Source organism: Paenibacillus chitinolyticus (assembly GCF_045038035.1).
GTDB classification, from domain to species: domain Bacteria; phylum Bacillota; class Bacilli; order Paenibacillales; family NBRC-103111; genus Paenibacillus_F; species Paenibacillus_F chitinolyticus_A.
This window is the reverse complement of sequence record NZ_CP173427.1, coordinates 4,546,611-4,564,899: the sequence shown is the minus strand read 5'-3', so window position 1 is coordinate 4,564,899 and position 18,289 is coordinate 4,546,611. Positions and strand designations below refer to the sequence as shown.

The following is an 18,289-nucleotide window of genomic DNA, read 5'->3' as shown; positions in this document are numbered from 1 at the left end:
GAGATTTTTGCCGGACGGGTTTGGCTTTTTGGGAAAACGCCTACTATAATAAGAGGGAGTGAGCCGAATAACGGGCAAGAGAGGTGTAAACGGTGACACATTCCCAAATGGCGTTGAAAGAATGGGCTTCGGCCGTACAGGCTTTGGAGCAGGGCGAGCAGATTCTCATCATGCGCAAAGGCGGCATTCGCGAAGAAACGCGGGATTTCCGCGTCGTTTCCGATGCTTTTTACCTGTATCCTACCTACGAGCATCAGAAGCCGCATCTCATCAAAGATTCCGCGCAGCCGAGACTTCAAGCAACGTTGGACGGCTGGAATCCGGACGACAGGCAGGTGACGATTTCCTCCTGGGCCGAATTGGTCCGCGACATCGAAATAAGCGACGGGGAGACGCTGGAGAAGCTGCAGCCTTTTCATATCTGGACCGAGACTTTTGCGGAGGAAAGATTGAAATGGAAACGCAAGCAGCCCCTTCATGTCATGCTGCTCCGTGTGTATAAGCTGGACAAGCCGGTCACCCTGGCCGTCGATCCTTCCTATGAAGGCTGCAAGTCCTGGATCGAGCTTCACGGGGAGCTGGAGTCCGCCGGCAGAACGCCGGTGCTGAGCGACGAAGCGTTCCGGGCGGCAGTGGAGAGCGTGGAGAAAGCTTTGGCGGACGGCGGGCCGGTCAACGGGGCTTAGTCTCCATGCAAGCCGGCCGAGCCGATTCCTTCCAATCCGCTGCCGCAGCCCGATACAGGCTTCCCGCGGCCAAGACGGAGCAGGTTTAGCATGGATGACCGGAAATGACCAGGAGTCGTCCAAACCGGATTCTTTTTGCGGCAAGCCGGTCATTTACGGAAAAAATTACATACTTTTATTCGCCGCGCAATGAAAAAGCTCATATGACGGCGTTTAAAGACGATAGACCGGGGAAAATGCCCTTTCTTGATTCAAGCAGGCGGCATAGACTATGATGAAGCTATTGAGAATCATTGATAATCATATTAGAATGATTATAAAGTGAAATTCATTGAAAAGTTGGAGGGTTATTCACTATGGCAAACGCACCCGTATTCACGATAGAGGGTCTTAAGGCGCAAATCGAAGGCAAAGAGATCCTGAAAGGCTTAAGCCTTGAAGTTAAAGGCGGAGAAATCCACGCCATCATGGGACCTAACGGTACCGGTAAAAGTACGCTGGCTTCCACCATCATGGGCCACCCTAAATATGAAGTGACCGAAGGCTCCATCAGCCTGGACGGCGAAGACGTGCTGGAAATGGCCGTCGACGAAAGAGCGCGCGCAGGCCTGTTCCTCGCGATGCAGTACCCGAGCGAAATCGCCGGCGTAACGAATGCCGACTTCCTCCGCAGCGCGATCAACGCGCGCCGTGAAGAAGGCAGCGAAATTTCCCTGATCAAGTTTATCCGCCAGATGGAAAGCAAGATGAAAGAACTCGAAATGAATCCGGAGTTTATGCACCGTTACCTGAACGAAGGTTTCTCCGGCGGCGAGAAGAAGCGGAATGAAATTCTGCAAATGCTGATGCTCGATCCGCGCATCGTTATTCTCGACGAGATCGACTCCGGTCTCGATATCGACGCCCTTCGCATCGTCGCTACAGGCGTTAACGCTATGCGCAGCGAAGACCGTGGCTTCCTGATCATTACCCACTACCAGCGCTTGCTGGATTACGTAACACCTGACTTCGTACACGTGATGATGCAGGGCAGAATCGTCAAATCCGGCGGTCCAGAGCTGGCGCAGCGTCTGGAGAAGGACGGCTATGACTGGATTAAAGAAGAACTGGGCATCGTTGACGAAACGGTCGGCAATGACGACGAGCAAGAATTCCAAGTTCCTATGAACACAACCGCACCGAAATATAACTAATGGCCTGGGCTATATATTAGGAGGAAATAGATATGACGACACAAACCATTCTTCCCGTTGATTCCCAAGCCGTCGCCCAAGCGTCGAAAGCCAGACAGGAGCCGGAGTGGTTGACCGATCTGCGCGTGCAGGCGGCAAATCTGGCGGGATCTTTGGAACTGCCTAAATTGGAAAAAACGAGATTGGACCGTTGGGACCTGAGCTCTTTCGGCACGTACCGCGAGCCTCAAGCCCTTGCTTCCGTCGGCGAGCTGCCGGAGCAGGTTAAAACACTCGTCGGAGAGACGAACATTATCGTTCAACGGAACTCCGGGGCCGTATACCGGGCTCTGTCCGAAGAACTTGCCGGCCGCGGCGTTATCTTTACGGATCTTGAAACCGCGGTTCGCGAACACGGCGACCTGGTCCGGCCGTACCTCGGGAAAGCGGTCGAAGCGGGTGAAAACCTGCTGACGGCCGTGCATGCGGCAACGTGGACCGGCGGCGTATTCCTTTACGTTCCGAAGAACGTAAACGTGGAAATCCCGCTGCAGGCCTTGTTCCTGTCCGATGATTCGGCAGCCAGCTTCTCCCCGCACATCCTGATCGTAGCGGATACGAACAGCTCCGTCACTTACGTGGAGAACTTTACTTCCATCGGTACCGGCGCTTCGCTCGTGCAAAACGGGGTAACCGAAGTATTCGTGAAGCCGGGCGCGAACGTTCAATTCGCTTCGGTTCACAACCTGACGGAAGGCGTTACGGATCTGACTTACCGCCGCGCCGTTGTAGAGAACGACGGACGCGTGAACTGGGTCGTCGGTGAAATGAATCAAGGCAACTCCATGTCCGACACGACTTCGATCCTGAAGGGCAACGGCTCTTACTCGGACGCGAAAGTGATCTGCGTGGGAACGAACGATCAGAAGCTGAATCTGACGACACGCGCGATTCACTTCGGTCTGAACTCCAACAGCGACATGATTACGCGTGCCGTTATGAGAGACCAGGCTACCGCCATCATCAACGGCATCACGAAGATCGAGAAAGGCGCAACGGGCGCCAACGGCCAGCAGACGGAGCGCGTGCTCATGCTCAGCCCGAAAGCCCGCGGCGACGCCAATCCGATACTTCTGATCGACGAAGATGACGTGAAAGCCGGTCACGCGGCGAGCGTGGGCCAAGTAAACCAGGACCAGGTTTACTACATGATGTCCCGCGGGATTTCCCGTGAGGAAGCCACTCGTCTCCTGATTTACGGCTTCCTGGCTCCGGTCGTATCGGAGATTCCGATCGCCAAGCTGGAAGAGCAGCTGCAAACTATGGTAGAGAGGAAGCTGGGGCAATGAAACCTTCGGAGATACGCGAACTGTTCCCCATTTTGAATCAGGAAGTGAACGGGCATCCGCTCGTTTATCTGGATAGCTCCGCGACTTCCCAGAAGCCGGTCCAAGTCATCGAGGCCCTGAAAAAGTATTACGAATGGGACAATTCGAACGTACACCGAGGCGTCCACACCCTGGGGTCCCGTGCCACAGACGCTTACGAAGGAGCGCGTGCGAAGGTCGTCCGTTTTATCAACGCCCGCTCCGAGCAGGAGATCATCTTCACACGCGGCACGACGACGGCGATCAACCTGGTTGCCAGCTCGTATGCCCGCTCCATCTGCGGAGAAGGCGACGAAATCGTCATTACGCCGATGGAACATCACAGCAATCTCATTCCATGGCAGCAGGTCGCGAAGGCGACCGGCGCCACGCTTAAATATATCCCGCTTCAAGCGGACGGTTCCATCGCCCTTGAAGATGTGGAAACAACCATTACGGACCGCACGAAATTCGTATCGGTCGTTCATCTCTCCAACGTCCTGGGCGTCCTTAACCCGGTGAAAGCCATCGCCGAGATCGCTCACCGTCACGGTGCCAAGATGCTGGTTGACGGCGCGCAGAGCGCCCCGCACCTGAAGGTGGATGTGCAGGATCTGGATTGCGACTTCTTCGCCTTCTCCGGCCACAAAATGTGTGGACCGACCGGAATCGGGGTATTGTATGGGAAGAAGGAGCTGCTTGAAGCGATGGAGCCGATTGAATTCGGCGGCGAAATGATCGACCATGTGGATCTTTACGATTCTACGTGGAAGGAACTCCCTTGGAAATTCGAGGGGGGAACGCCGATTATCGCCGGTGCCGTCGGTCTTGGAGCGGCTATTGATTTCCTGGAGGAGATCGGCCTTGACGCCATCGCCGACCACGATGCCAGCTTGACTGCCTATGCGCTGGAGCGTATGCTTGAAGTTGAAGGCCTGAATGTTTACGGTCCGAGAAACAACCGCGTCGGGCTTGTCACCTTTAACCTAGGTGACGTTCATCCGCACGACGTGGCTACGGTGCTGGATGCCGAAGGTATCGCCGTTCGTGCCGGTCACCACTGCTGCCAGCCGCTGATGCGCTGGCTGGAACAATCGGCTACGGCACGCGCCAGCTTTTATTTATACAATACTGAAGATGACATCGACCGACTCGTCCAGGGCCTACTAAAAACAAAGGAGTATTTCGGTCATGCAATTGGATGATTTATACCGCAGAGTCATCATGGATCATTATAAAACGCCGAGAAACCGCGGGTCGTTCGACGATAACGAATCCGTTTCGATCAACTTGAACAACCCTACGTGCGGGGACCGGATCACTTTGCAGATGCAGGTAGAAGACGGAAAAGTCAAAGCCGCTAAGTATGTGGGCGAGGGATGCTCGATTTCGATGTCCTCGGCTTCGATGATGACGGATGCCGTCAAAGGCAAAACGCTCGAAGAAGCGCTCGAAATGGCAGAGAATTTCTCCAAGCTGATGAAGGGCGAAGACGTTGAATTTGAATACGAAGATATAGAGGCTTTGTCCGGCGTGAACAAGTTTCCGGCCCGTATCAAATGCGCCACACTCGCATGGAACGCGCTCCGCAAGGGAATCGAACAGACGAAGCAAACGTAATTAGCAGAATTAAAGGAGGTTGGTACGATGGCTAAGCAAATGCCAGAAATGGAAGAGTACAAATACGGCTTTCGGGACGAGCACAAGTCTATTTTCCAATCGGGAAAAGGGCTGAACGCCGAAATCGTCACCGAAATTTCCAGAATGAAAGGCGAGCCCGAGTGGATGCTCGAGTTCCGTCTGAAATCGCTGGAGCAGTTCTTCAGCATGCCGATGCCGCGTTGGGGCGGTAACCTGGATGATCTCGATTTCAACGACATCCAGTACTATGTCAAGCCGTCCGAGAAGCAGGGCAAGACGTGGGAAGAAGTTCCGACCGAGATTAAGGAAACGTTCGATAAGCTCGGTATTCCGGAAGCGGAACAGAAGTTCCTTGCCGGTGTATCCGCTCAGTACGAGTCCGAAGTCGTTTACCACAGCATGCAGAAAGAACTTGAAGATCAAGGCGTGATCTTCATGGACACCGACAGCGCGCTGCGTGAATACCCGGAGCTGTTCCGTGAATATTTCGGAACCGTTATTCCTCCGACCGACAACAAGTTCGCCGCGCTGAACAGCGCTGTATGGTCCGGAGGCAGCTTCATTTACGTACCGAAAGGCGTAAAATGCGAAGTTCCGCTTCAAGCGTATTTCCGTATCAACTCGGAAAACATGGGTCAGTTCGAGCGTACCCTGATCATCACGGACGAAGACAGCTTCGTTCACTATGTAGAAGGCTGTACCGCTCCGGTATACAGCACGAACTCGCTTCACAGCGCGGTCGTTGAAATCGTATGCCGCAAAAACTCCCGTGCCCGTTACACCACGATCCAAAACTGGGCGCCGAACATCTACAACCTCGTTACCAAGCGTGCCGTCGCCGAAGAAGGCGCGAACATGGAATGGGTGGATGGCAACATCGGCTCCAAGCTGACGATGAAATACCCGGCTGTCGTGCTTAAAGGCCGCGGCGCCAAAGGCTCCGTTCTGTCCATTGCCGTTGCAGGCAAAGGCCAGCATCAGGATGCCGGTGCGAAAATGATCCACCTTGCGCCGGACACCACTTCAACGATCATCTCGAAGTCGATCTCCAAGCATGGCGGTAAAGTAACGTACCGCGGACTCGCTTCCTTCGGCCGTAACTCCGGAGGCGCGAAATCCAACATCAAGTGCGACACGCTCATTATGGATAAACAATCCACGTCCGACACGATTCCGTACAACGAAATCATGAACGACAACATCACGCTGGAGCACGAAGCGACCGTCTCGAAAGTATCCGAAGATCAGCTCTTCTACCTGATGAGCCGCGGTCTGTCGGAAGGCGAAGCGACGCAAATGATCGTAATGGGCTTCATTGAGCCGTTCACCAAAGAACTTCCGATGGAATACGCGGTCGAAATGAACCGACTCATCAAGTTCGAGATGGAAGGTTCCATCGGTTAATTTAATTTTGATCCATTTCATATTTATATAAAAAGTGCCTATGCATGACTTGTACATTGTTTGTTCAAGTCACATAGGCACTTTTTTTGTTTTAAAAATGAGGGCGTACATTAATAGGTTGCTTCTTTTTCATTACCGTCAGCTAACGCTAATTCTGTTATAGTTCAATAGGATGTAAAACCTGTTGATCATCAAAACAATACTTAAGTATCCCAAAAGGTGGAGCAAAAACGACGACAGTAGAAAGAGAAAATTCTACAACCGTAAGTATTACAATGGCTCTATGAAAGGAGGTTAAACTTTTGAAACAACACTACATGCTTCTCATTCTAGTTGTATTATTTTTAACGGGCTGTAATACAGATAAACGGATGACCTATAGTCTTGAAAAAATTCAGCTAATCACCGAGGGCAGCGATACAATTCAAACAGATGGAAATAAACTAGTTATGTTAGAATATCAGCTGACAATTCAGGGTCCCTCTCCCGTAGACACTGAAAGTGCAGAAATTAGTTATGGGTATACGGGGCATTCAAAAGACTTGGTTCCAATTAATAAAGATATCGTTACACTAAAATCTCTTTGTAAAAGATTTGCAGGTGGTGATGGTTGCAAACAAGAGAACAATACATTGACTGTAAGGTACCCCATAACCTTTATTCCGAAATCTCCATACAAAGAAGAAGATTTGGAGTACTTGAAAGTACATTTGGATGAAATTAAATTTAAGTTAACTATAGGTGAAAAACAGTATGAATTAACAGACAAGAAAGAACAATAATTAACGATTTAGTAATAAGTAATAGAGTGATTCTGATAGATTGAATGGCGGTTTCCTATGTGTTTGTGATGACTTTATGCTTGCGTGTTCAATTATGGACACGTTTTTTTCATGCCTGCTTTCAGAGATTAGACAGCAAAATGACCCAGCACGACAGGGAAAGCGGTATAAAGCTTGATTTTATGTGCCTTGTGGGTCTTTTGCATAAAATAGGAGATCGCATCAAAACCTAATTTTTACCCTGATATCAATCTCAAGGAGGTAACCAAGTGGCGAGCAAATTGATTATTAAACTGATTCTGAACGGGGTTATTGTGGTACCTTTGCTGTTGACCTTTACGGAAGCGAGTATAACGTCGGCGCTCTTAACGGCGGTTTTGTTATCGCTCGTGGCTTTTGTAATCGGGGATCAGCTGATTCTGAGGGTTTCCAATAACACGATTGCGACGATTTGCGACGCTGCCCTGGCTTTTGTGTTTTTACGGTTTGCGGCTTATGCTGCGGATTGGTCGCTTTCTACGGGGGAGCTGTTGATTATTGTCCTTGTGCTTGGATTGGTTGAAGCCATGTATCACCGGATGCTGCGGGAACTGCCGGCCAGATAGGTAGAGGTTGCAGACCTCGACCGCCGGTTAAGGCAGCCGCAGGCCGACTCTTATCGTGGGATCGACCGCAAGCGGGACCAGGGCGCTGGCAAGCCAAACCATTGCAATCAGAAACGAGAAAAGGGAGAGGACAAGCCCTGCGGAACGCCGGTGAGAGCGTCTGGCGACAAGGCCGGAGCCGAAGGCGGTAATTCCCAGAATAATGCCCAGGGGAAGCGTAACGACCAGCAGGTTAAAAAGGACCGCCAAAATGCCGCAGAGCACCGCCAGGACAGCCGAAGTCTTTTTAAGTTTTACGGGGGGCGGTGTGTAGCCCGAAGAGAATGACGAGGGAAGCTCGGGATCTCGCCAGGGTTCGCTCTCTTCATTGTTTACGGACGTGCCTTCCCGTAACGGATCAGGCAGACGATTTATCGTTACAAATGGCTGTTCTTTGTGTTTGTCGTCGGTCAAGATGCATGCGTCTCCTTGAGGAAGGGTTGGGTTGCCGAATTTACCACAGGCGGACCTGGCATATCCGGTTATGAGAGGATCGCCGAATCGGCGGATCGGTGGACCGTGTGCCGATAAGGTCATTGTAGCACAAAACAGCCGCGCAATCCCAAAGGGAGCGGCGGCTGTTGCATTTTGCGGCATTGGAAATGAAGCGCTTACTAGACCGTAATGGATAGAATCTCCAGATCGGTCCGCTGTGTAAGGTCGACGAACATATCTCCGGCATCGTCAATCTGAATAAGAGGGCGGAAATAATCGTTCGGAAAGGTCATGACGATGGTGCCGGACTGACCGTTGGATAAAGTGGCTTTCTTACCGATAAAATTCGGGACCATGTTGGCGATAAAAACATGAACCGCTTGAGGATCAAGCTCCCCGAAGCTCATTTTGTGAAGCTCCTTCAGGACGTAAAGCAGATCCCGTTTGGTCTGGTACGACCGGTTATTGATCATGGCGCTGTATACGTCGGCCACGGCAACGATTTTGGCGGCGGGATGAATCGCTTCGGCGGTTTTGCCCAGCGGGTACCCGGAGCCGTTTAGTCGTTCGTGATGCTGCAAAGCGACGAGCGCCGACAACTCATTCTCAATCGAATTGCGGATAATTTCGTAGCCGTAAACGGTATGCTTTCTCATCTCGGCATACTCTTCTTCCGTAAGCTTACCCGGTTTTTGCAGCACGTCGAAGCTGATCCGGCATTTTCCGATATCGTGAAGATAGCCGGCTTTGCCGATTTCCTTGGCCTCCTCTTCGGTTTTGCCCAGCCAGATTGAAATAAAGTAGGAGATGAGGCCGACCTGTACGCTGTGCTGGTATGTATAATCGTCGCGGCTGTCCAGGCAGAGCAGCAGATTCACGACGTCTTTTTCTTCCCGCACACTGGAGATGAGGGGACTATAGTACTGCTCGACAACCGGGTCGGAAAGCTTGCCTGTCCGGACCGCGCTTTCGAATAAGTCTTTGATGCCGCCGATAGCGGAGTGGAACGATTCCTCCTGCCGCAAAAGCTCCGAGGAAGCAGCAGCGGTTTGCGAATGAGCTTCGCTGCCGGGCAGAGGACGATCTTCGATGTCCACATATTCAATCTGATGTTTGTTCAGTTTCAAAATATCGAACTCGTCTACTTTCGTATCGGCCGATAAAATGTTCAATCCGATAGAATTGAACGTATCGCGGGTTAGACGGTCACCCACCTGCAGATCTGTTATATGAATTCTCATTGAATTCATTCACCTTTTCCTGTTCCCAGTTTTTCTCAATCACTTTCATATTAGCAGGAGGATAAACAGAGTTGCAATGAAACATTTTCCATTTTTCGGAATTTAGTTGTCGGATTTGATCAATTATTTATAAAGAAAATGAAAGCCGCAACAAGCCTCAGAAAGCCGGGAAAAATAGGAAAATAAAAGGAAGTGATTTATATTGTAAACGGAAGGGAGAGCCATGTTTTTGAACGAATAGCGTGTGAGTACAAGTGCCGGGTGTTCTTTTCTTCTGAAGTATGCCGGCATGGACTGATCTTATAAAAAAGGACCTTATCCGTAGATAAGGTCCGCAGCATGGCGCGCAGATTACATGCCGATGTACCGGCTGTACAACGTTTTGGCGGCAGCGGGGTCGGTGACGCCTTGTACAAGCACGCGTCCGTCAGGAAAAAGGACTAGTGTAATCTCATCCGAAGGACGGAAGCGAAGCAAAAATTTGTTGCGGCTTACGCGACCGAGCGGGGCGAGACGCTGCTCCCACTGCTCCAGAGAAAATTCCGCTGCTTGGACGGGATGAATTTGGACGGAATCTCTTCCGCACAGCGTCTGGATCGTTTCCCCTTCGATATCCGCGTCGAGATACTCGAACGTGTGACGGGCGCAGGCGGGACAGTCCGCTTTGCGGGCTCCCGCTACATCCACGGACGTGTAATGGTTGTACCACAGATCCCACTGCTGCATGCGGCGGTTTAGATGCTGCTTATCCCCGATCAGAATTTTCATCGCTTCGGTTGCCTGATAGGAGGCAACCATATGAATGATCGGGCCGATGACGCCGGCGGTGTCGCATGTATCGGCGGTGCCGTGTGCCGGCGCGGAGCCGAACAGGCAGCGCAGACACGGCGTTTCGCCGGGCAGAATGGCGAGCGAGACGCCGCGCGAAGAGACGGCGCCGCCGTACAGCCACGGAATGCCGTGCTTGACGCTGACATCGTTGATCAGAAACCGGACGGAAAAGTTATCCGTACCGTCCAGAATCAGATCAACGCCGGTCAGCAGCTCTTCGGCATTCAAGGGGTTCAAGTCGGCGACATGGGCCTCGATGCCGACGAGGGAGTTCACCAGCCGCAGCTTCGCGGCGGCGGCTGAAGCTTTGGGCTGCGCCTGGCGGGCGTCTTCTTCGTCATAGAGCATCTGCCTCTGCAGATTGCTCTCTTCGACGAAGTCGCGGTCGATCAGGCGCACGAAGCCGACACCGGCGCGAACCATGTGGTTCGCGAGGACGGTGCCGAGCGCGCCAAGGCCGACGATGGCGACCCGCGCGCGGCCGAGCGCCCGCTGGCCGTTCTCGCCGACGGGCTTGAAGAGCACGTGCCGGGAATAGCGTGCCGGCACTTCGGCTTCGTCTGCGGTTTGCGCCACGGCGGCAGACTGCACGGCGGTCTTGTCGTTGGCCTGTGCCGCTGGTTCGTCCGTGGCCTGCACGGCCGCTTCACCGGCGTACGGTGCCGCTCCGGCCTGCGTCGCCGCACCGGGCTTCGCCGACGAATTGTCGGCCTGCGCGGCTCCCGTTCCGGAGGACGGAGAGAAGGCTGCTGACGGCAAGTCGCCAGCTGGCTGATTGGGGTGGAGGCTGCTCATAGGTTTGCTCCTTCCGGGCTTGTTTTGTAGAGTAATATTCGAAGCGTTCGCAGAATAGGTCCGTTCAGGTCCGATACGTCCTTTTAGGCGATTCAGTCTTTCGGGCGCCGCTTCTGCATGGAAAATTTACATTCCGGCTTTGCCGACGCTGCCATTCCCGCCCTCCGGGAGGTCGAGCGGATTCCATTCGTGCCCGCCGGAGGGGGATACGTAGCCTTTCCATTCGGCGCCGTCTTCGCCGATTTCTTTTTTCCATACGGGCAGGATCTGCTTCACCCGTTCGATGGCGTAGCGGCTAGCCTCGTAACAGTCCGCCCGGTGCGGCGTGGAGACGGCGATGACCAGACTGCTTTCGCCGATTCCGACGGGACCGAGCCGGTGCGTCATCGCGCAGCGGCATCCGGGCCAGCGAGCTTCCATCTCGGCGCCGATGGTTTCCATGACGGAGACGGCCATCGGCTCGTAGGCTTCGTATTCGAGCAGGACGGTGCGCACTCCGTGAGTGTGCTCGCGGGTCGTGCCGATAAACGCGAGCGTCGCTCCGCAGTCGGGATGGGTAACCTTATGTAGGAGCTCGGCGGGCTCAATGGGATCTCGCGTGAGTACGTAACGGGCGGTTTCGGACGCTTCGTCTGCCGCTTGCGGCTCTTCGCCTCCTCCTCCCGACACGGGAGGAATGAGAGCCAGCTCGTCGGTCTCGGCTACAAGCTCATCCGGAGCGGCGTAAGCGTGGTTTTTGGTCAGGAAGCAGTGGGCGAGAAGAGAACGGGCGCCGGGAAATTGCCCGCCTATTTCCTCCAAAAGATCCTGAACGGTTACGGATTTTTCACCGGGGCCCCGGGTCAGCGATATATCAATGGAAGGGCGGCCGAGCTCATCGGCCAAGCCCGCAAAAAGTCGGATATGAAACGTCATGAGGGCTTCTCTCCTGAAAGTTGCGTTTTCAACTAGCATATCATATCCTAAAACGAAAATGATATAATGAGGCTGTCCGGGCAGCCGGGCTTCTTACATAATGAAGCAAAGTATGGCATACGTAATAGAGACAGGCCTTACAGCGGAGGTGAAATCATGCCCGAAAAGCAGCAGAAGCATCAGACGTTAGTGATTCTTCATACGAATGACCTGCACAGTCATTTCGAACAAATGCCCAAAATTGCGACCTGCTTCAAAGAGCTTAGACGCCGCCATGAAGGGGATGAGATCCTGACGCTGGATATCGGCGATCATCTGGACCGGATGAGGCTCGAAACCGAAGGGACGGGCGGCGCCGCCAATATCGAAATCATGAATGCAACGGGATACGAGGCGATGGTCCCGGGCAATAACGAAGGCTTGACATACGCTCCGGATGCGCTTCGGAGTCTTTTTGAAACGAAAGCGGACTTTCCCGTTATCGGAAGCAACATTCTTGATGCGGACACGGGGAAGGTTCCCGCCTGGATGGTTCCGTATCATATCGTGCGCAAAGGAGACATCACCGTAGGTTTAATCGGCCTGACGGCGGCTTTTACGGACTATTACGAGCTGCTGGGCTGGGATGTGCAGGAGCCTGTTCAGGCTGCCTCCTACTGGGTGGAGAAACTTCGGCCGCAGGTCGACATCGTGATCGTCATGTCCCACCTCGGACTCCGTTACGATGAACGGATGGCGGCGGAAATCGAAGGCATCGACGTCATCCTCGGCGCGCATACTCACCATCTGCTGGAAAAGCCGCTGCACATCCGTGACACGCTGGTCTGCGCCGCAGGCAAATACGGGCAGTATGCGGGAGAGGTAGAGATCGCCTACAATGTGCGGGAGCGGCGCATCGAGCGGCTTGCGGGCCGCGTTCACGCCGTGTCCGGCTGGGAGGACGACGCGGAGCTCGCGGACATTCTCGCCCGCAATGCGGAGCTGGGCCGGCGCGCCCTCGATATTCCGGTAACGGACCTCGCGGAGCCGCTGGAGCTTGACTGGTACGGAGAGTCTCCGCTCGGCAACCTGCTCGCGTCCGGCCTGCGCCGCTGGATGAACGCGGAGATCGGGCTCGTCAACGCCGGCCAGCTTCTGCGCGGGCTTGCGAGAGGGCCCGTCACGCTCGGGCGCCTCTTGGCCATCTGTCCCGGCCCGATCAATCCCTGCCGGGTCAAGCTGACGGGCGGCCGTTTATTGCAGGCGCTGGAGGAATCCCTTCTGCCGGAATTTCAGAGCAAGCCGATCCGGGGCTTCGGCTTCCGCGGGGAAGTGCTCGGCATCCTGTGCCTGGACGGTTTGACCGTCCGTTACGATCCGGAAGGGAAGCCTTCGGACAAAATTCTCGGGGTGCTCGTTAACGGAGAGGCACTGGAGAAAGACCGGACGTATACGGTCGGGATGATCGACATGTTTACGTTCGGAGTCGGCTACTTATCCCTGCGCGAAGCAACGGATGTGGAGTACCTGCTTCCCGAGCTGCTGAGGGATATTCTGGGCGAGGAGCTTCAGCATCCCGAGCGTTTTCAAGAGGCGTTCGTGTCCCGCTGGCAGCCTGAAGGCATTTGACCGATGCCGGGAGGTTAACTTGTCTTGACCCTATTATCCGGGTAAAATGTATAGTTGCGGGGATCTGTCCATGCCCGGCACAGGTCCCCAGCTGTTATTATTAGGAGAGAGACCATGTACAGTTTGTGGATTGCCGTGATTATCGGGATTGTCGAAGGATTAACCGAGTTTCTGCCGGTTTCTTCAACCGGACACATGATTCTGACGCAGTCTCTGCTGGGAATCAGCGACGAAGAACCGCTCATGAAGACGTTCACGATCGTGATCCAGCTCGGCGCCATTCTTGCCGTCGTGATCGTGTATTGGAAACGGATCCTGCGTATTCTCGGAATCAACCGGGAGCCGGTAGCGGTTAAAGCGGGAGCATCCCGGTTAAATGTCCTTCACATTCTGCTGGGGATCGTCCCGGCGATGGGAATCGCTTTTCTGTTCGACGATTTGATTGAAACGTATTTGTTTTCTCCGAAAACGGTTGTCGTGTCCCTGATCCTGGGCGGTATTCTGATGATCATCGCCGAGAAGAAGATGGACCGGACAAGAGGACCCGTCGTGGAGGACATGGACGGTATTTCGTACCGGCAGGCTTTTATCATCGGCCTTTACCAGTGCCTATCCGTCCTGATTCCGGGATTTTCGCGCTCCGGGGCGACGATGGCCGGCGGTATGCTCCACGGTGTAACCCGTAAAGCGGGTGCCGATTTTACGTTCATTATGGCGGTTCCGATCATGTTTGCCGCCAGCGGGTATTCCCTGCTTAAAAGCTACAAAAGCTTCACGTCGGACGATATCCTGTTTTTCGCAGTGGGCTTTATCGTTTCCTTTATTGTCGCGCTGCTGGCCATTGTGACGTTTATCCGTTTCGTACAGCGCATGAAACTGACTTATTTCTCTTATTACCGCTTTGCACTGGCCGCTATTTTCATCGTTTATCTGTGGGTACTTTAGGCTTTTCCGGATTTTTGCCTATAAATGCGGGGCAACCGGAGAGATAGTTTTTACAAAACTGGATGGAACATGAAAAAAGAACGCCCGAGAACCGCGTCGAAAAAACGCGGTTTTTATATTGCTCTTTCCAAAAATATCTTATACAGTAAGGGTATAAAGAGAGGAATACACAGATCGCGGGGTTTGGAGAATATGCGGCTTTTACCCATCAGCCAATGCCAACCGGGCATGAGACTGAGCAGACATATTTACAACGAGCAGGGAGCGGTACTGCTTGCGGAAAATGTCGAATTAACCCAATCGCTGCTGGAGCGGTTGAAAACACACGGAATCGATTATTTATATATCCGGGATGCGCTGACTGATGATATCGTTCCGGACGAACTGGTCTCGGAGGAGACCAAGCGCAGGCTTTTCACGGAAATCCGCTCCACCTTCCGTAAGCTGATGAACGAGCCGGGACGGAGAACACTGGCGAATTACCAGCATTTCGGAAAAACGTTCAGGCAGCAGATGGACCACGTGATCGATGATTTATCCCGTCATAAAGACGCCATGATTATGCTGGGCGATATACAGATTAAAGACCACTACTTATATCAGCATTCGCTTAACGTCTGTTTATACACCACCATGCTCGGATTGAGCCATGGATACGAAAGGGATGAATTGATGACGCTGGGCCTCGGGGCTCTACTTCACGATATCGGCAAAACTCAAATCTCGGAAGAGATCCTCTCGAAGCCCTCCAGACTGTCGGAACCGGAATGGTCCGAGATGGAGAAACATACGGTGTACGGGTTTCAGATGCTCAAGAACGAAGCGAACATCCCTCTGCTCTCCGCACACTGCGCGTTTCAGCATCATGAACGGATCAACGGCAGCGGGTACCCGAGAGGCATTAAAGACGAAGAGATTCATCCCTATGCGAAATGGATCGCGATGGTGGACTCCTACGATGCGATGACGACGCAGAGGGTTTACCGCAAGGCGATGCTTCCCCACGAGGCGCTGGAAGTCATTATGGGCGGAGCGGGCACCCTGTACGATACGGACATGCTGAACCTGTTCCGGGATAAAGTGGCCATTTACCCGCTCGGCGTCACCGTTGCGCTCAATACCGGCGAAATCGCCGTCGTGGTCGACCTCAATGCTTCCGCTCCCCAGCGGCCCGTTGTCCGTGTGATCAAGAACGAAGGGCGTGAAATGATCGCCTCCCCGTACGAGATTGATTTGTCCAAAAAATTGACGATCATGATTACGGAAGTTCATCCCCAGTAAGTCATGCCGTTAAGCGGTTTTATCCGGCCGTCCGGCTCTCAAAAGAATAGATACGTTAAAAGCCGAGAGCTGACGGAGGGATCCGTTCGGCTTTTTTTGCTTTTCGTCCGCGAAGGCTGATATAAAATGGAAATCCCGGAAGAATACTAAAAGAAGCGATTACGGAAATTCCGCTTATACGGCAGAATTCCGGTTGCCGCAAGAGGTCCGGGAGGAATCGGAATGAACGCGATGAAGCGAAGCGCGAAGTCGGAGCTATTCATGAAGTGGGGATACGCCATGTACCGGTACCGTAAGCGGGTACTGGCGGTATGGATCGTTTTGTTTGCCGGAGCCGCGATATTGGCGGGTCAAGTGCCGGGGCTGTTGAAAGACGACGGGTTTACGCCGAAAGGCAGCGAATCCGATACCGGGTTTCACCTGATGCAGGAGAAGCTGGGCGTTCCGCCTTCCTCGCTGCAGCTCGTATATGACGGGGACGGCAAAGATTTGACGACGGACAAAGCCAAAGCCTCCATTGCAAAATCGCTGGAGCCTTTGAAATCTTTGCCCTATGCGGGTACGTGGGCGTTTGTCGAAAGCCCGAGAAAAGAATCGGCCCGGGCCGCCGAGATCCAGGCGGTGAACGTAGCGCTCAAGCTGGAGGTGGAGAAAGTACTGGAGAAATACGGCGAAATCCAGGCTCGTCTGACTCCGCCTCCGGGGATGAAGGTGTACATGGGCGGAGCGCCGGCTCTGCTGGCCGATATGCAGAAAGCGAGCAAGAACGATATCGCCAAAGCGGAAATGATCGGCCTGCCGATAGCGCTGATCGTGCTCCTGGTCATTTTCGGCACGTTAACGGCAGCCCTTCTGCCCCTTATCGTCGGTGTGGCCAGCTTGACTGCGACACTGGGGATTACCTACTTTATTGCGCGGCAAGTCGCGCTGTCCAACTTCCTGCCGAACATGGTGACGATGCTCGGACTCGCCGTTGGAATCGACTACGCCTTGTTTATGGTCAGCCGGTTCCGGGAAGAGCTGAGAGCAGGCAGGGAGATTCCGGATGCCGTTGCGGTGACCTGCAGGATGGCGGGACGGAGCATTTTCTTCTCCGGAATCGCCGTATTGATCGGGCTGTGCGGCATGCTGTTCGTGGATCTTTCGTTCTTCCGCTCCCTCTGTCTGGGAGGCATTCTCGTGGTGACGATCTCGGTTCTGGCTGCCAACACCCTTCTGCCGGCGCTGCTGGCTATGTTGGGCAGACACGTGAATTCCTTGCGGGTCCTGCCGAACGCGTGGTCGGAGAGAGGAACGACACGGCGCTTCTGGGAGCGGACCGCCTACTTCGTCATGCGCCATCCGGTCGTTCTGGCCCTCGTGCTGACGGCGGCGCTGACGGCCATGATGCTGCCCATACGCGGCATGCAGCTGAGCACGCCGAGCGGAGACGTCCTGCCGCCGCAGTATGGCGCACGGCAGGCCGGTGACCTGGCCGCCCTGGCTTTCGACCCGCGGGAGTTGAACCCGCTGCAGGCTCTTGCCACGGCCCCGGGAGGCAGGTGGGATGCCGCATCGGTCGGCCGTCTGAGGGCCTACATCGCCTCGGTGAAGGCAACCGGGGGAGTGAAAGGCGTCCGCAGCGTGCTGGACGGCTTCCCGGGCCTCAGCGACGAGCAGGCGGCTTCGGTGCTGAGCGAGCCTTCCCTGTCTTCTGCGGGTGCGGGGAAGACAGGGGCCGTCCGGGACAGCGTGCTGATCCGCGTCGTCCCGGAAAGTGATCCCGACGACCGGGCGACCGACGCACTGGTTCGGAGTCTCCGCGGGCTGGACCGGCAGGGGCTGGACGTCCATATGACGGGCGGTCCCGCGTACCGGCTCGATATGCTGGACCGGATTCAAGACAAGCTGCCGGTGGTAATTATGTTTGTCTTGGGAGTGACTTTTATCGTCCTCCTGCTGGCGTTCCGCTCTCTGCTTCTCCCGCTTAAAGCGGTCTTGATGAACGTATTAAGCCTGGGGGCGAGTATCGGAGCCGTTGTACTTGTTTTTCAGCACGGTTTCCTGGCCGATCTGATGAGGGTGACCTCGACGGGTTACGTGAGCGCTACGGTGCCCATCGTTATTTTCTGCGTCGTCTTCGGCATTTCGATGGACTACGAGGTGTTTCTCATTTCGCGGATAGCGGAAGAGTACGACAGGACCGGAGACAACGAGCGCAGTACGGCCGAAGGGCTGATGAAAACCGGCTCGCTTATCACGAGCGCCGCTTTCATTCTTATCGTCGTGGTCGGCACGTTTATTTTTACCGATATCGAGATCATGAAGGCGCTTGGCCTTGGTCTTGCGCTCGCGGTCCTCATTGATGCGACTGTCGTACGCGTCCTGCTCGTTCCGGCCTTGATGAAGCTGTTCGGCAGGCTGAACTGGTGGGCGCCGGGCTGGCTGCGTCCCCACGGACCACGGGAGGAAAGCGATCCTTTACTGTAACGGAGATTATTTCATTTTTCATTGGCATCGGGTACAATAGAGGGCATACGTTTGCGCAAAGCGGCGTATATTC

16 protein-coding genes are annotated in these 18,289 nt (G+C 54.1%); 12 read left to right on the top strand and 4 right to left on the bottom strand.

The window, feature by feature from the left end:
- Positions 1–92: 92 nt before the first annotated feature.
- The 8 genes from ACI48J_RS20585 (at position 93) to ACI48J_RS20550 (ending at position 7,657) form a co-directional block, all read left to right on the top strand.
- The gene (locus tag ACI48J_RS20585) at positions 93–686 is read left to right on the top strand and encodes a DUF1802 family protein (protein WP_326054454.1); all 594 of its coding nucleotides are present in this window, start codon (positions 93–95) and stop codon (positions 684–686) included.
- 356 nt (positions 687–1,042) lie between these two features.
- Positions 1,043–1,879 carry a Fe-S cluster assembly ATPase SufC gene (gene sufC, locus ACI48J_RS20580; protein ID WP_009671509.1) on the top strand — a complete coding sequence of 279 codons (837 nt, stop codon included), beginning with the start codon at positions 1,043–1,045 and terminating at the stop codon, positions 1,877–1,879.
- Between the two features lie 32 nt (positions 1,880–1,911).
- Positions 1,912–3,207, top strand: coding sequence for a Fe-S cluster assembly protein SufD (sufD, locus tag ACI48J_RS20575; RefSeq protein WP_405080038.1), 1,296 nt, complete (start codon positions 1,912–1,914; stop codon positions 3,205–3,207).
- On the top strand, positions 3,204–4,430 hold the full coding sequence (locus tag ACI48J_RS20570; protein WP_009671498.1) for a cysteine desulfurase: 1,227 nt from the start codon (positions 3,204–3,206) through the stop codon (positions 4,428–4,430). Before sufD ends, ACI48J_RS20570 begins: the two co-directional genes overlap by 4 nt.
- Positions 4,417–4,845, top strand: coding sequence for a Fe-S cluster assembly sulfur transfer protein SufU (gene sufU, locus ACI48J_RS20565; RefSeq protein ID WP_326054458.1), 429 nt, complete (start codon positions 4,417–4,419; stop codon positions 4,843–4,845). Before ACI48J_RS20570 ends, sufU begins: the two co-directional genes overlap by 14 nt.
- Before the next feature lie 27 nt (positions 4,846–4,872).
- The gene (sufB, locus tag ACI48J_RS20560; RefSeq protein WP_103994796.1) at positions 4,873–6,270 is read left to right on the top strand and encodes a Fe-S cluster assembly protein SufB; all 1,398 of its coding nucleotides are present in this window, start codon (positions 4,873–4,875) and stop codon (positions 6,268–6,270) included.
- 302 nt (positions 6,271–6,572) lie between these two features.
- On the top strand, positions 6,573–7,052 hold the full coding sequence (locus ACI48J_RS20555) for a hypothetical protein (protein WP_405080037.1): 480 nt from the start codon (positions 6,573–6,575) through the stop codon (positions 7,050–7,052).
- Positions 7,053–7,321: 269 nt separating this feature from the next.
- Positions 7,322–7,657 (top strand): DUF2512 family protein, encoded by a 336-nt coding sequence (locus ACI48J_RS20550; RefSeq protein WP_405080036.1) that lies wholly within the window; start codon positions 7,322–7,324, stop codon positions 7,655–7,657.
- A gap of 27 nt (positions 7,658–7,684) precedes the next feature.
- Here the strand turns inward: ACI48J_RS20550 and ACI48J_RS20545 are convergent, their stop codons facing one another.
- The 4 genes from ACI48J_RS20545 to ACI48J_RS20530 form a co-directional block, all read right to left on the bottom strand.
- Entirely contained in the window at positions 7,685–8,110 is a 426-nt protein-coding gene (locus ACI48J_RS20545; protein ID WP_405080035.1) for a DUF308 domain-containing protein, read from the bottom strand.
- Between the two features lie 200 nt (positions 8,111–8,310).
- Entirely contained in the window at positions 8,311–9,372 is a 1,062-nt protein-coding gene (locus tag ACI48J_RS20540; RefSeq protein WP_405080034.1) for an HD-GYP domain-containing protein, read from the bottom strand.
- A 351-nt stretch (positions 9,373–9,723) separates the two neighbouring features.
- The gene (locus tag ACI48J_RS20535; RefSeq protein WP_405080033.1) at positions 9,724–10,998 is read right to left on the bottom strand and encodes a ThiF family adenylyltransferase; all 1,275 of its coding nucleotides are present in this window, start codon (positions 10,996–10,998) and stop codon (positions 9,724–9,726) included.
- A 126-nt stretch (positions 10,999–11,124) separates the two neighbouring features.
- The gene (locus ACI48J_RS20530; RefSeq protein WP_405080032.1) at positions 11,125–11,913 is read right to left on the bottom strand and encodes a molybdenum cofactor biosynthesis protein; all 789 of its coding nucleotides are present in this window, start codon (positions 11,911–11,913) and stop codon (positions 11,125–11,127) included.
- A gap of 156 nt (positions 11,914–12,069) precedes the next feature.
- Here ACI48J_RS20530 and ACI48J_RS20525 point away from each other — a divergent pair, with 156 nt between their 5' ends.
- The 4 genes from ACI48J_RS20525 (at position 12,070) to ACI48J_RS20510 (ending at position 18,216) form a co-directional block, all read left to right on the top strand.
- Complete coding sequence (locus ACI48J_RS20525; RefSeq protein ID WP_405080031.1) at positions 12,070–13,521, top strand: bifunctional metallophosphatase/5'-nucleotidase; 1,452 nt, start codon at positions 12,070–12,072, stop codon at positions 13,519–13,521.
- A gap of 114 nt (positions 13,522–13,635) precedes the next feature.
- A complete protein-coding gene (locus ACI48J_RS20520; RefSeq protein ID WP_405080030.1) occupies positions 13,636–14,466 on the top strand; it encodes an undecaprenyl-diphosphate phosphatase in 831 nt (276 codons plus the stop codon).
- A 192-nt stretch (positions 14,467–14,658) separates the two neighbouring features.
- A complete protein-coding gene (locus tag ACI48J_RS20515; RefSeq protein ID WP_326052295.1) occupies positions 14,659–15,747 on the top strand; it encodes an HD-GYP domain-containing protein in 1,089 nt (362 codons plus the stop codon).
- Positions 15,748–15,969: 222 nt separating this feature from the next.
- Positions 15,970–18,216 carry an MMPL family transporter gene (locus tag ACI48J_RS20510; RefSeq protein WP_405080029.1) on the top strand — a complete coding sequence of 749 codons (2,247 nt, stop codon included), beginning with the start codon at positions 15,970–15,972 and terminating at the stop codon, positions 18,214–18,216.
- Positions 18,217–18,289 lie beyond the last annotated feature (73 nt).

What these genes read in the sequence shown, in the direction of transcription:
- sufC (WP_009671509.1), top strand. Translation starts at nt 1,043, where the DNA reads ATGGCAAACGCACCCGTATTCACGATAGAGGGTCTTAAGGCGCAAATC.
- sufD (WP_405080038.1), top strand. Translation starts at nt 1,912, where the DNA reads ATGACGACACAAACCATTCTTCCCGTTGATTCCCAAGCCGTCGCCCAA.
- ACI48J_RS20570 (WP_009671498.1), top strand. Translation starts at nt 3,204, where the DNA reads ATGAAACCTTCGGAGATACGCGAACTGTTCCCCATTTTGAATCAGGAA.
- sufU (WP_326054458.1), top strand. Translation starts at nt 4,417, where the DNA reads ATGCAATTGGATGATTTATACCGCAGAGTCATCATGGATCATTATAAA.
- sufB (WP_103994796.1), top strand. Translation starts at nt 4,873, where the DNA reads ATGGCTAAGCAAATGCCAGAAATGGAAGAGTACAAATACGGCTTTCGG.
- ACI48J_RS20540 (WP_405080034.1), bottom strand. Translation starts at nt 9,372, where the DNA reads ATGAGAATTCATATAACAGATCTGCAGGTGGGTGACCGTCTAACCCGC.
- ACI48J_RS20535 (WP_405080033.1), bottom strand. Translation starts at nt 10,998, where the DNA reads ATGAGCAGCCTCCACCCCAATCAGCCAGCTGGCGACTTGCCGTCAGCA.
- ACI48J_RS20530 (WP_405080032.1), bottom strand. Translation starts at nt 11,913, where the DNA reads ATGACGTTTCATATCCGACTTTTTGCGGGCTTGGCCGATGAGCTCGGC.
- ACI48J_RS20525 (WP_405080031.1), top strand. Translation starts at nt 12,070, where the DNA reads ATGCCCGAAAAGCAGCAGAAGCATCAGACGTTAGTGATTCTTCATACG.
- ACI48J_RS20520 (WP_405080030.1), top strand. Translation starts at nt 13,636, where the DNA reads ATGTACAGTTTGTGGATTGCCGTGATTATCGGGATTGTCGAAGGATTA.
- ACI48J_RS20515 (WP_326052295.1), top strand. Translation starts at nt 14,659, where the DNA reads ATGCGGCTTTTACCCATCAGCCAATGCCAACCGGGCATGAGACTGAGC.
- ACI48J_RS20510 (WP_405080029.1), top strand. Translation starts at nt 15,970, where the DNA reads ATGAACGCGATGAAGCGAAGCGCGAAGTCGGAGCTATTCATGAAGTGG.